The organism is Geothrix sp. 21YS21S-4 (assembly GCF_030845995.1).
Classification (GTDB): domain Bacteria; phylum Acidobacteriota; class Holophagae; order Holophagales; family Holophagaceae; genus Geothrix.
This window is the reverse complement of record NZ_CP132719.1, coordinates 1,089,563-1,101,423: the sequence shown is the minus strand read 5'-3', so window position 1 is coordinate 1,101,423 and position 11,861 is coordinate 1,089,563. Positions and strand designations below refer to the sequence as shown.

At 69.6% G+C, this 11,861-nt stretch carries 11 protein-coding genes; 6 read left to right on the top strand and 5 right to left on the bottom strand.

The genetic code is table 11. The features are described 5' to 3' along the window. Positions 1-4: 4 nt before the first annotated feature. On the bottom strand, positions 5-781 hold the full coding sequence (locus RAH39_RS04955; RefSeq protein ID WP_306591699.1) for a hypothetical protein: 777 nt from the start codon (positions 779-781) through the stop codon (positions 5-7). 205 nt (positions 782-986) lie between these two features. Here RAH39_RS04955 and murC point away from each other — a divergent pair, with 205 nt between their 5' ends. The 3 genes from murC to RAH39_RS04940 are packed head-to-tail and all read left to right on the top strand — an operon-like array spanning position 987 to position 5,559. Further along, positions 987-2,354, top strand: a complete 1,368-nt coding sequence (gene murC / locus RAH39_RS04950; RefSeq protein WP_306591698.1) for a UDP-N-acetylmuramate--L-alanine ligase — start codon at positions 987-989, stop codon at positions 2,352-2,354. Between the two features lie 20 nt (positions 2,355-2,374). After that, positions 2,375-4,981: a M14 family zinc carboxypeptidase gene (locus RAH39_RS04945; protein ID WP_306591697.1), complete on the top strand. Its 2,607-nt coding sequence runs from the start codon at positions 2,375-2,377 to the stop codon at positions 4,979-4,981. Positions 4,982-4,989: 8 nt separating this feature from the next. Then, positions 4,990-5,559 carry a UbiX family flavin prenyltransferase gene (locus RAH39_RS04940; protein ID WP_306591696.1) on the top strand — a complete coding sequence of 190 codons (570 nt, stop codon included), beginning with the start codon at positions 4,990-4,992 and terminating at the stop codon, positions 5,557-5,559. Positions 5,560-5,562: 3 nt separating this feature from the next. Here RAH39_RS04940 and RAH39_RS04935 read toward each other — a convergent pair whose 3' ends face one another. The 4 genes from RAH39_RS04935 to RAH39_RS04920 form a co-directional block, all read right to left on the bottom strand. Then, positions 5,563-6,384 (bottom strand): ATP-grasp fold amidoligase family protein, encoded by an 822-nt coding sequence (locus RAH39_RS04935; protein WP_306591695.1) that lies wholly within the window; start codon positions 6,382-6,384, stop codon positions 5,563-5,565. A gap of 249 nt (positions 6,385-6,633) precedes the next feature. Continuing rightward, positions 6,634-7,560: a cell division protein FtsX gene (locus RAH39_RS04930; protein WP_306591694.1), complete on the bottom strand. Its 927-nt coding sequence runs from the start codon at positions 7,558-7,560 to the stop codon at positions 6,634-6,636. Continuing rightward, positions 7,560-8,642, bottom strand: coding sequence for a hypothetical protein (locus tag RAH39_RS04925; RefSeq protein ID WP_306591693.1), 1,083 nt, complete (start codon positions 8,640-8,642; stop codon positions 7,560-7,562). The genes RAH39_RS04930 and RAH39_RS04925 overlap by 1 nt, the downstream gene beginning before the upstream one ends. A gap of 8 nt (positions 8,643-8,650) precedes the next feature. After that, complete coding sequence (locus RAH39_RS04920) at positions 8,651-9,736, bottom strand: DUF4388 domain-containing protein (RefSeq protein WP_306591692.1); 1,086 nt, start codon at positions 9,734-9,736, stop codon at positions 8,651-8,653. A gap of 117 nt (positions 9,737-9,853) precedes the next feature. Between RAH39_RS04920 and ribB the strand changes: the two genes are divergently transcribed. Genes ribB through trxA form a run of 3 tightly spaced genes read left to right on the top strand, consistent with a single transcriptional unit; the run spans position 9,854 to position 11,801 of the window. Next, entirely contained in the window at positions 9,854-10,972 is a 1,119-nt protein-coding gene (gene ribB, locus RAH39_RS04915) for a 3,4-dihydroxy-2-butanone-4-phosphate synthase (RefSeq protein ID WP_306591691.1), read from the top strand. Then, the gene (locus RAH39_RS04910) at positions 10,969-11,463 is read left to right on the top strand and encodes a Crp/Fnr family transcriptional regulator (RefSeq protein WP_306591690.1); all 495 of its coding nucleotides are present in this window, start codon (positions 10,969-10,971) and stop codon (positions 11,461-11,463) included. Before ribB ends, RAH39_RS04910 begins: the two co-directional genes overlap by 4 nt. Before the next feature lie 17 nt (positions 11,464-11,480). Continuing rightward, positions 11,481-11,801, top strand: a complete 321-nt coding sequence (gene trxA / locus RAH39_RS04905) for a thioredoxin (protein WP_306591689.1) — start codon at positions 11,481-11,483, stop codon at positions 11,799-11,801. Positions 11,802-11,861 lie beyond the last annotated feature (60 nt).

Sequence of the window (11,861 nt, the reverse complement as noted above, 5' to 3'; positions counted from 1 at the left end):
TCCCTCAGCGGGGATAGACCGCGGGGCCGCTGAGGCTGGGGCCGCGGAATTCGGCGCTGACGCTGGGGCTGGCGCCCCACAGCCCGGCCACCATCTTCACGCCGCTGAGGTCGGCCTTGGCGGGATCCCAGTCCCGGCGGACGACGAGGGTGTAGGGATCCTTGGCGTCGGACCACCACGCGGGATCGTCCACGATCACGTAGATGGCGGTGGCTTCCTTGTTGGGGTTCTTGTAGGTCACCAGGATGGGCTGGGGCGCGATGGCGGCCTGGAGCATCCCCGGGCCGGGCGTGCCCCACTTGTCGACCATCATCAGGCGGAACCAGCCCACCTTGGGGTGCTTGACCTCCACCTGGACGGTGCCTCCGACAGGAACGGAAATGCCGTAGGCGCGCCAGCCGGAGGGCATCTGGACGTAGTCGTCGAGGGAAGCCACGGTGTCGCCCAGGGGCGTCACCGGCACGAAGGCGCGACGGGACAGCCACTGGATCTCGGCCATCAGATCCCGGTCCCGCCAATAGGCGATGGTCGGCAGAACGGCGCAGCGGGGCCACGCAGGGGGGATGGCGGTCCGGGTGCCGGGGTAGACGGTGATGCGGTTGACCCGGGGCGCGGGACCGGGACGGGGATCCACCTCGCGCACGCGGACGTGTCCGCCGCCCCGAGGGCCCACCTCCCGCGGGCCATCCGCCTGGGGCGGAGCCATCTCCCGGGGGCGCTCCCGGAAGCTCTCGGCGGGCCGCCCTTCCACGGGTCGCATGGGCCCGGACGGACGGGGCATCACCTGGCGATCCTGCGCGGAGGCGTGGAAAGCAAGCGCCATCACACCTGCCGCTGCCAGGGCGAAACGGAAAGACGGGCCCGAACGCGTCATCGCGCACCTCCTCGGTATCTCGAATGACATCTCAGGATGCCAGAGGTGACCGCCGGGGCGCGAAGAACCGCCATGGCGGTATCCTGGCCCTTTCAAGCATGGGAGTTCCCCGGTGTTCGGCAAGATCCAGCACATCCATTTCGTGGGCATCGGCGGCATCGGCATGTCGGGAATCGCCGAAGTCCTGGCCAACTTGGGCTACCACGTCTCCGGCTCGGACCTGAAGGAGAGCGCCGTCACGCAGCGGCTGCGCGGCCTGGGGATCACCGTCCACCTGGGCCATCGCGGCGACGCCGTGCAGGGGGCGCAGGTGGTAGTCATCTCGTCGGCCGTCAAGGGCGACAATCCCGAGGTGGTGGCGGCCCTGGCGGCCAAGGTGCCCGTGATTCCCCGCGGGGAGATGCTGGCCGAGCTGATGCGGATGAAGTACGGCGTGGCCGTGGCGGGCTCCCACGGCAAGACCACCACCACCAGCATGGTGGCCCAGGTCCTCAGCCAGGGCGGGATCGATCCCACCATCGTGATCGGCGGGAAGCTGGGCGCCATCGGCAGCAACGCCAAGCTCGGGAAGGGCCCCTTCCTGGTGGCCGAGGCCGACGAGAGCGACGGCAGCTTCCTGATGCTGAACCCGACGCTGGCGGCCATCACCAACATCGACCGCGAGCACCTGGACCACTACCGCGACCTGGAGGAGATCCAGGACGCCTTCGTGGCCTTCGCCAACAAGGTGCCCTTCTACGGCTCCGTCTTCCTGTGCATGGACGATCCCCACGCCGCCGCCGTCCGGCCGCGGATGAAGCGCCAGGTTCACACCTACGGCACCCATCCCCAGGTGGACATCCGCGCGCGGGACATCCGCCAGGAGGGCTTCCGCACCCACTTCCGCGTGAGCGCCTACGGCGAGGATCTGGGCGCCTTCAGCCTGGGCGTGCCGGGCCACCACATGGTGCTGAACGCCCTGGCGGCCATCGGGATCGCCCTGGAACTGAACGTGGAACCGGAGGTCATCCGCGCCAGCCTCGCCAGCTTCACCGGCGCGGACCGCCGCTTCCACCTCAAGGGCGAGAAGGGCGGCGTCCTGGTGGTGGACGACTACGGCCACCACCCCACCGAGATCGCCGCGACCCTGGCCGCGGCCCGCGCCGGCTTCCCCGAGCGCCGCCTGGTAGCGGCCTTCCAGCCCCACCGCTACAGCCGCACCAAAGCCCTCCTGGAGGAGTTCGGAACGGCGTTCTTCGAGGCGGATTCCGTGGTGATCACGGACATCTACCCCGCGGGCGAGCCGCCGGTGTACGGCATCGACGGCGCGGCCGTGGCGGCGGCGCTGCGGGCCCACGGTCAGAAGGAAGTCCACCTCGCGGGGCGCGTGGAGGACCTGCCCCAGGTCCTCAAGAAGCTCACCCGCAGCGGCGATCTGCTGATCACGTTCGGCGCCGGATCCATCACCCACGCCGGTCCCGCGTTCCTGGACCTGGCTTGAGCCCGCTAGGCGGTTCTCCCATGCGACGGATCGTGCCGGCCCTCTTCGCCACGGGCGGCCTGATCGCGGGCCTTCCCCCGGGCCTGCTGCCGCCCGCCGATCCCCGGCCCGAGGTCCCGCAGCCGGACCTGGGAATCCGGTTCACGCCGCACCACGCCCTGGTCGCCTACGCCCGGGCCCTGGCCGCCGCGGCGCCGGACCGCGTCAAGCTGACCGTCCTCCACCGCACCGAAGAGGGGCGGGAGCAGCCCTTTCTCGTCATCACCTCGCCGGAGAACCTCCGGCGCCTGGACGAACTCCAGGCCCTTAACGCCAAGCTGGCCGATCCGCGGACCTGCACCGAGGCGGAGGCCGGACGGCTCGCGGAGACCCAGCCCGCCTTCGTGTGGCTCGGCTACTCCGTCCACGGGTCCGAGGCATCGGGATCGGAAGCGGCCCTGGCCGTGGCCTACCACTTCGCCAGCGCCCGCAGCCCCGAGGTGATGAAGCAGCTGGAGCGGGTGGTGATCCTCATGGATCTCGCCCAGAACCCCGACGGGCGGGACCGCCACCTGCAGGCGGTGATGGAGGCCGCCGGTCCCTTCGAATCCGCGGATCCCCAGGACGCCCAGAACACCTCGCGCTGGCCCGCGGGACGGTTCAACCACCGGCTGTTCGACCTCAACCGGGACTGGGCGTGGCAGACGCAGGGCGAATCCCGGGCCAAGGCCGCGGCTTTCCTCCGCTGGAATCCCCAGGTCCTGCTGGACCAGCACGAGATGTGGCCCGAGGCCTCCGCCTACTTCCCGCCCACCATGCAGCCCATCCACCCCGCCCTTCCCGCCGCCCTGTCGGGCCGGTGGCAGGCCACTTTCGGCCAGGCGATGGCGCGCAGCTTCGACGCCCAGGGCTGGGCCTACTTCAGCCGCGACGTGTTCGACCTCTTCTACCCCGGTTACGGCGACACCTGGCCCACGTTCCAGGGCGCCGTGGGCATGACCTTCGAATCCGCCGGTCAGGGCGGCACCGCCTACCGCCGCATGGACGGGGAGCGCCTGACCCTGGACGGCCGCATCCGCCGCCACGTGGCCGCCAGCCTCGCCACGGTGGCCACCGCCGCCGCCGAGCGCAAGGCGCTGCTGTGGGATTTCCAGCGGATCCGCCGCGAGCGGGTGGCCCTGGGCGACCGGGCCGGAGCCTTCCTCTTCGCCGAAGGCGAGGATCCGGGGCGGGCGCGGGCCCTGGCGGATCTGCTCGGCCGCAACGGCATCGAGGTGCTCCGCACGGCCGCGGACCTCGATCCCGCCGGGCTGGAACCCATCGGCCCCGCCCGCGCCGCGGGCCTTCCGGCGGGCAGCTACCTCGTTCCGCTGGACCAGCCGCGGGGTCCGCTGGCCCAGGCCCTGCTGGAGGGCGAGGCGCGGATGGGCCCCAAGCCCACCTACGACATCACCGCCTGGAGCCTGCCCCTCGCCTTCCACGTTCCCGCCTGGCAGGCCAAGGTGCGACCCAAGGTGAAAACGGCTTCCCGCGCGCCGGAAACCACCCCCGCCCTGCCCGAAACGGCGTGGGGCTACGTGATCCCCGCGGGCCATGAAGGGGCCTGCCGCACCCTGGCGGCGCTCCTGGAAGAGGGCTTCAAGGCCTCGGCCCTGGCGGAGCCCGCCGTGCTCGGCGACCGCCGCTGGGGGGCCGGAACCGTGGTCTTCCCGCTCCGGAACAACCCGCCTGAACTGCGGGCCCGCCTGCAGGCCCTCGCAGCGGAGAACGGTCATCCCGTCGCGGCCGCGGAGTCCGCCCACATGGCGTCGGGACCCGATCTCGGCTCCAACCGCAGCGTCATCCTGCGCGCGCCCCGCATCGCCGTCCTGATGGACCGGCCCGCCAGCCCCACCGCCTTCGGCGCCCTGGCCCACACGCTGTGGGAAACGGGCCTGCCCTTCGTCCAGCTCCGGGCGGATCGGCTGGGGGGCATTCCCCTGGCCCGCTTCACCCACGTGATCCTGGTGGACGACGGCGCGGCCGGAAAAAGCTGGCAGCAGGCCCTCGGCGAAGGCGGGGCCGCGAAGCTCAAGGCCTGGGTCCAGGACGGCGGCTCCCTCCTCGCCTTCCAGGGCGGAGCGGCCTACGCGTCCCGCGCCGGGCTGGCCCAGGCCGGCTTCCGGTTCCTCAGCCGCGCCGCGGAGGAAGCCCGCCTCCAGGAGAAGGACCCCAAGCGCGAGGCTCCGAGGCCCGATCCCACCGATCTGGTGCGCCCCTGGGACAAGCGGGAGGACCGGATCCTCGAGGAGAGCATCCCCGGCGCGTTCCTGAAGGTGGACGTGGACGGCAGCCATCCGCTGGCCTGGGGCCTCCACGCCGAGGGCGGCGCGGCGGTTCTGAACACCGGCGATCCCATCCTGGAACTGAGCCCCGGCGGTGAGAATCCCCTCCACTACGGCAAGGAGGGCCTCAAGGTCTCCGGCCTGGTGGCGAAGCCCCTGGAAGCCAAGCTCCAGCAGACCGCCTATGCCCTGCGCGAACGCCTGGGTCGGGGCGCGGTGATCCTCACCGCGGGCGATCCCGTATTTCGCGGGCAGACGCCGTTCACGCGCCGCGTGCTCCTGAACGCCATCTTCTTCGGGGCTTACCGGGCACCGGTGGAATAGGAGGAATCATGGGCCTGCGCTTCACCCTGGCCATCACCGGCGCCACGGGCTCGGCCTTCGGCGTGGCCCTCCTGCGGCGGATGTCGGCCAGCCCGGCGGTGGAGGAGGTCGCGCTCCTCATCTCGCCCACGGGCCGCCGCTGCCTGCTGGACGAGACGGGCCTGGCGCCCAAGGATCTGGCCGCGTTCGCCAAGGTGAGCCTGCGGGACGAGCGGGACCTGGGCGCCGACATCTCGTCGGGATCCTACCGCCACGACGGAATGGCGATCCTCCCGTGCAGCGCCGGAGCCCTGGGGCGCATCGCCGCGGGCACGAGCGAGAGCCTGGTCAGCCGGGCCGCTGACGTCTGCCTCAAGGAGCGGCGGCCGCTGGTCCTCTGTCTCCGGGAGACGCCGCTGAACCGCATCCATCTGGAGAACATGCTCCGCGCCCAGGGGGCCGGGGCGGTGATCATGCCCCTCATGCCCAGCTTCTACACGGCTCCCAAGACCCTGGACGACCTCTACGACACCTTCGCCACCCGCGTCCTCGACCAGCTGGGGCTGCGGGAAGAAGATCCCCGGCGGTGGGGGAACTAGCGGTCAGGGGCGCTTCGCGGGAAGTTCGAGCAGCCGGCCCAGGGCATCGAGGGCCTGCTCGGTGTAGCCGGTCTCCGCGCACCCCATGGGCGTGAAGGTCATTTCCCCCAGCCGCGCCCGGCCGCCGATGTCGTAGAAGTCCATCCGGACGAAGGGGAAGGGCTGGGCCAGGGCTTCGCAGGCGGCGAGCATCTCCGGCAGGGAGGCCGGCGCCGGCAGGTCGCGCCCCAGCGAAATGCTGGGATCGCAATAGGGCAACCGGGCGGTCCACCCCGCGTCGTAGAAATCGAACCGGGCCTCTCCCGCCTCGCCCCGGTCGGCGCAAGCCAGGATGCAGTGGGGCTTCCCGCCGAAACAGTAGACCTTGTAGTCGATGGGCCGCGGCCCCGAACCGTCCGTCAGGTATTCCTCGCACAGGATACGCGGCGGGATCTCGGCGTAGTGCAACTCCGCCGCGACCAGGCTGTAGTCCGTCTTCAGCCACCGCCGCAGCTTCCGCGCCGCCTCCGCCACGTCCAGCCGGCTCTTGTCGGGGCAGAGGATGTTGAAGCCGCAGCCGTGGGTGCACTTCAGGACGAACCGATCGGGCAATTCCGCCCAGGGAATGTCGCGGACATCTCCGTAGACGCCCAGGGTTTGGGGCACCAGGTGCGGAAACCCCCGGTCGGCGGCGTAGCCCTTCATCCGCGCCTTGTCGGCGCAGACCGGAACCAGGGGATGCCGCCAATACAATTTCAGCCACTGCAGCTTTTCGTTGAAGTTCCGCGGAGCCCCCAGATCGAGGTCCTTCCCCATCCGGTCGCGGTAGATGCTCCGGGAAGCCATGATAGGAAAATACCGGCACAGAAATGCTATATGCATCTGATACAGATAGTCGTAGGCCTGGCCGGTCGTCCGATGCTGCTGCATCCAACCATCGAGTAGACTCACGCGAGATTCTCCTAGAAGGAACCGCACGGCATGGAGGTATTGGGGTCCTCCAAGTCTAGCCCGAGCCAAGTTCTTGTAGAAGACATCAAAATTTACCCCTCCGGAAAATCCGGAGCGCCTTCGGCTGCGACGGGGCTCCGCCCCTCAGCCGGCCCCTTCCATGAGCGCCGCCTGCTCCCGTTGCACGCGGCGGGTGATCCAGAAGGCCCACAAAGCGCCCAGGGCGCCGGTCCCCGCGCCGAGGAGGGCCAAGAGCAGCATGCTCCAGGGGGAGAAGAAGCCGAGGCGCGCCAGTTCCACCAGCAGGGGCGACAGGCCGCCGACGCCCCGGGAGAGGGGCAGCCACAGCGCGAACAGGCCCAGAATGGCCAATACGCTGCCGCCGAGCCCCAGGAGGGCGCCTTCCAGCAGAAGGGGCGTCCGGATGTAGCTTTCGGAGGCCCCCACCAGCCGCATGATCGTGATCTCCTCCTCGCGAGCCAGGATGCTCATGCGGATGACGTTGCCCGTGGCGAAACCGGCGGCCATGAGAAGAATGACGCCCAGGGCCATCAGCGCGGAGCGCACCATGCGGGCCATGCGTTGGAGCTGCTCCAGCCGCTCCTGGTCGGCCAGGACGTCGCCGACCCCGGGAAGGCTGCGGAGGCTTTCGCCCACGTCCACCGCCCGGGGACCCGACGCGAGGTCGGGGCGAAGGGTCAGCTCCAGGCTTTCAGGCAGGGCATCCTGCCCCGCGCTTTCCAGCAGGAGCCCCGCCTCCCGCGTGGCGGATTGGAAGCGCTTGCGGTTCTCCTCGGCCGACACGCGCCGGACCTCCCGGAATCGGGGATCCCGGCGCAGGCGGGCCTCCGCCTCATCCAGGGACTTGCCTTCGGCCGCGTAGGCCACCACCTTGGCCATCCCCTCCAGGCGGGCCGTGAAGCGGCCCAGGCTTTCCACCAGCAGAAGCCCGCCACCCGCCAGAAGGAGCCCGGACGCCAGCGTGAGGATCGCCAGAAGGTACTGGCCCCGATGTCGGAAGAGGTCCCGGACGACGTCCTGCAGCAGCAGGCCCAGGAGCCTCAGGGGCATCACGACGCGTTCCCGTCCACCGCCAGTCCCTTGAACAGGGAGGTCGTGGGAGAGGCCGTCAGGACCTTCGCCGCGGTGCCGCCCACGGGCGATTTCCAGATGAAGATCGTCCCGTAGGAAGTCGTATCGTTCCCCCGCAGGCCCACCAGCCAGTCCTTGGTGCCCGCGTGGGCGATGACGCGCAGGTCCGCCTGGTCGGTGACGCTTCCCAGCGTCGTGGTCGGAGCCTGATCGTAGGCTTGGCCGAACAGGCCGGTGGCGAAGACCTGGATGGGCGCCGTCGACGCGCCGGCATCGGTATTGTGGCGGGCCACGAAGAGATAGCCATTGCCCGTATCCAGCGCGAGAGAACCGTACTTGCCGATCAGGGTGGAGTTTCCAATCAGCGTCGTGGCGTCACTGAAACCCGCGGAGGTGCCCTTCCGCAGGCGCGGACCGGAATAGGTGACCACCGTGCCCACCGTGTCGCCGTCCAGCATGAAACCGTAGACGGAGCCCGCCCCCGCTGCGACGCCTGTACCTCCCGTATCGCCGCTCACCGCGAGGGCCTGCAGGGCAATGGTGGCGCTCTGGGCCTGGCCGCTGGCGTTGTCCACCACCCAGATCTGGGTGCTGCTGCTGCTGTTCTCGGTGATGTAGAGGCGGTTGTTCTGAGGATCCAGGGCGGCCTGGCCAAAGGTCGAACTCGAAAGGCGGCCGGTGTTGGAGAGGCTGAAGGACACCACGTCCGTGCTGGACACGGCTCCGCTCTGGGAGCGGATGTTGCTCACCCGCACGATGTTGCCGGTGTCCGAGATGAGATAGAGGTAGCCGTTGAGGCTGTCGAAACACAGCCCGCCCCAGGCCAGACTGGTGATCTTGCTGCTGAACACGCTGGAGGTGATCTGCTTGGTGGGCGCGGTGGTGCTGGGCGCGCCGTCGTAGATCGTGGAGAGGTCGGTCCACACGAACACCGACGCGGTGGTGCCGTCGTAGGCGTAGAGCGCCGCCCCGGCCGTGCCTCCCGTAGTTTCGGCATCCTTGCAGCCGGAGAACAGGAGCGTGATCGCGGCGACGAAGCCGAGCAGGAATCGGGATGCCATCGGAAACCCTATTTGGGGCTGAAGAGGGCCTTCAGCTGGGTGTTGAGGGTGCGCACCAGGTCCGCATCACAACCCGCGTCCACCGCCCCGCGGCTGATGGCCAGAGCCAGGCCCTTCACCGCTTCCGGACCTTCGCCGGAGATGATCTGCTGCGTGGCCTTGGCCTGCAGGCGGTTGACCATCTCGTGGTGGGGCTCGGGCAGCGCGTGCTTGGCCGCCTGGGCGATGCGGTGGGTGAAATTCATCAGCTTGACCATCCGCTGCGGATCGTCGGCGGACGCGGGTTTGGGCGCCACCGGCGGCGTGCCCCCTGCGATTCCGCCGCCCACCGTCACGGGCAGGGGCTCGTCCCCTTCGGGAAAGCCCTGGGCCTGCGGCGCCGGGCGCCGGAGGGGAACGATGGCGGTGTCCTCGCCAAGCTCCGAGGGCGCAGGGGCGGGAGCGGCACCGAGAAAGGCGGAGACCGGCACCAGTTCCGGACCCGCTTCGGGGAAGGGCGACGCCGCCGGAGGAGGAACGGGCACATCGATTTTGGGAGGCTTGCCCGAGCGCAGGCCCTTCAAGGCCACATGGCCCGACATCACGAGGCCGTAGAGATCCTTGGCGACGGACAGGACGGGCTTCTTCAGGACCTCGGCGATCTCCGCCACGTTGAAGTAGCCGGTGGCCAGGGCGAGGAGCTTCGCCTCGCGGGGATTGATCCCCTGGGGGGCGTCGCCGGGCAGGAGGGTGGAAGCCGGGTAGAGGTCCACCGAGGGGACCTTCTGGCTGATGACCCGCCACTCGTCCATCCGCCGCCCCAGCTCCATCAGGATGGAAGCGTTGGATTTGGTGATGGTGGTGGGAACGTCGGGCACCGTTTCCTCGAACCGGTAGCTGCCGTCGAGCCACAGGGCCACGTCCATGAGGGCCTCGAAGCCTTCCCCGGCGGGCGTCACCGCGTGGATGATCCGCCCGTCCCGCAGGTAGATGCGGGCCCGGGAAGCGTCCTGCTGCACATGGAAGCAGCCCGACTTTCCGCCTTGGCTCACGAGCTGGATGATGTCAGGCAACGGCGCCTCGCGCATGGAGCCTTGGATCACACCCTGGGACATGGGGCCATTCCTCTCGGGAGAAGATGAATTCGGATGGCCAACCTTACCATGGAGTGCGTCCTCACTCCGGAGTGCGCCCTTCCCCCGGAAGGTGTCCTGCGCGATGCTGGGGGTCCTATGGACACGCGCGCCTCCTCTCCATTCGCTCCCATCGAGGAGGCCATCGAAGCGATCCGCCAGGGGCGGATGGTCGTCGTGGTGGACGACGAGGATCGCGAGAACGAGGGCGACCTCACCCTCGCCGCGGAACACGTCAGCCCCGAAGCCATCGCCTTCATGGCCACCCACGGCCGGGGGCTCATCTGCACCGCCCTGGAGGGTCCGGCCCTCGACCGCCTGCAGATTCCGCTGATGGTGCGGGACAACACCAGCCCCTTCGAGACCGCCTTCTGCGTCTCCGTGGAGGCCCGCGAGGGCACGACGACCGGGATCAGCGCCCAGGACCGCTCCCGCACGATCCAGGCGCTCATCGCCCCCGACGCCAAGCCTCAGCACTTCGTGAAGCCCGGGCACGTCTTCCCGTTGCGCGCCCGGCCCGGGGGCGTGCTCACGCGCACCGGCCAGACCGAGGCCAGCGTGGACCTGGCGCGGCTGGCGGGGCTGCACCCCAGCGGCGTCATCTGCGAAATCATGAAGGACGACGGGACCATGGCCCGGGTGCCGGACCTGATCCCCTACTGCCAAAAGCACGGTCTGCCGCTGGTCACCGTGGCGGATCTGGTGGCCTACCGCCTCCGCCAGGAGCCCCTCGTCTCTCTCCTGGAGACCCGGGAGATGCCCAGCCTGTGGGGCGACCTGCGGGTCCACCGCTTCCGCAGCCTCCTGGACGGCGGCAGCCACCTGGCCTTCGTCCTGGGCGATCTGGAAGCCGGCGAGGCTCCTCTGGTGCGGGTCCACGTGGAGACCCTGCCGGACGACCTGCACGGCTTCGAGTCCGGGCTGTTCCAGAAGGCCATGGCCATCCTCGCCCGGGAGGGCCGCGGGGCCCTGGTCTACCTCCGGCGCCACGCCCACACCCCCGGGGTGGCCGAAGAGGGCCACGCGCAGATGCAAACCATGAGCGATCGGGACTTCGGCGTGGGCGCCCAGATCCTCCGGCAGATCGGGGTGGGGAAAATGCGCCTGCTGAGCCGGCATGAAACGAAGTACATTGGCCTGCGCGGTTTCGGCCTCGACATCTGCGCGCACGTGCCTCTCGACCCTTCCCCGGACCAGCCCTCGGCGGACCCGCGTTGATCGACACCCTCTTCCTGACCCAGTCGCCCCTGTTCAGGAACCTGGACGAGCCGGAGCGCGCCCAGATCCTGATGATCGGCCGGGTCCGGAGCGTGATCGCGGGCGAGGTGATCTTCCGGGAGGGCGACCCCGGCGACGGGCTGTTCATCGTGCTCAGCGGGTCGGTGCGCATCTCCAAGCGCAGCGTCACCGGTGAAGAGGCCCTGGCGATCCTGGAAGCCCCGGCCTACTTTGGCGAGATGGCCCTCATCGACCTGGGCGCGCGGGCGGCGGACGCCATCGCGAACGAACCCTCCGACCTGTTCTTCGTCCCCCTCGGCGCCCTCCAGGCGCTCATCGAGGCCGAGCACGGGATCGCCCTCAAGCTCCTCTCCGCCCTCTGCGAGGTGCTCGCGCAGCGCCTGCGGGAAACCAACGAGCGCTACATGAGCGTCTTCACCATCGCACAATGGGGCGGCGCCAACCCCGCCGGCCCGTCCCCCCTCCCCTGAACTTGAAAGGAGTTCCCATGTCCGACCTCGTGGCGCACATCACCGACGCCGAATTCCCCCAGGCCGTCTCCCAGGGCGTCACCCTGGTGGATTTCTGGGCGCCCTGGTGCGGCCCCTGCAAGATGATCGCCCCCGTCCTCGACGAACTGGCGGGCGAGATGAAGGGCCAGGCCAAATTCGTCAAGATGAACGTCGACGAGAACCCCCAGGTCGCGGGCCAGTTCGGGATCATGAGCATCCCCACCCTGATCGTGTTCAAGGACGGCAAGCCCGTGAACAAGCTCGTGGGCGGCCAGCCGAAGCCCCAGCTCAAGGCCTTCGTGGAAAGCGCGTTCTAAGCCATCTCCCCACTCACGGAAAAGCGCCGGCCCCGCCGGCGCTTTTCCTTTGGGGTAAAC

What these genes read in the sequence shown, in the direction of transcription:
- RAH39_RS04955 (WP_306591699.1), bottom strand. Translation starts at nt 781, where the DNA reads ATGCCCCGTCCGTCCGGGCCCATGCGACCCGTGGAAGGGCGGCCCGCC.
- RAH39_RS04945 (WP_306591697.1), top strand. Translation starts at nt 2,375, where the DNA reads ATGCGACGGATCGTGCCGGCCCTCTTCGCCACGGGCGGCCTGATCGCG.
- RAH39_RS04940 (WP_306591696.1), top strand. Translation starts at nt 4,990, where the DNA reads ATGGGCCTGCGCTTCACCCTGGCCATCACCGGCGCCACGGGCTCGGCC.
- RAH39_RS04935 (WP_306591695.1), bottom strand. Translation starts at nt 6,384, where the DNA reads ATGGCTTCCCGGAGCATCTACCGCGACCGGATGGGGAAGGACCTCGAT.
- RAH39_RS04930 (WP_306591694.1), bottom strand. Translation starts at nt 7,560, where the DNA reads ATGCCCCTGAGGCTCCTGGGCCTGCTGCTGCAGGACGTCGTCCGGGAC.
- RAH39_RS04925 (WP_306591693.1), bottom strand. Translation starts at nt 8,642, where the DNA reads ATGGCATCCCGATTCCTGCTCGGCTTCGTCGCCGCGATCACGCTCCTG.
- RAH39_RS04920 (WP_306591692.1), bottom strand. Translation starts at nt 9,736, where the DNA reads ATGTCCCAGGGTGTGATCCAAGGCTCCATGCGCGAGGCGCCGTTGCCT.
- ribB (WP_306591691.1), top strand. Translation starts at nt 9,854, where the DNA reads ATGGACACGCGCGCCTCCTCTCCATTCGCTCCCATCGAGGAGGCCATC.
- trxA (WP_306591689.1), top strand. Translation starts at nt 11,481, where the DNA reads ATGTCCGACCTCGTGGCGCACATCACCGACGCCGAATTCCCCCAGGCC.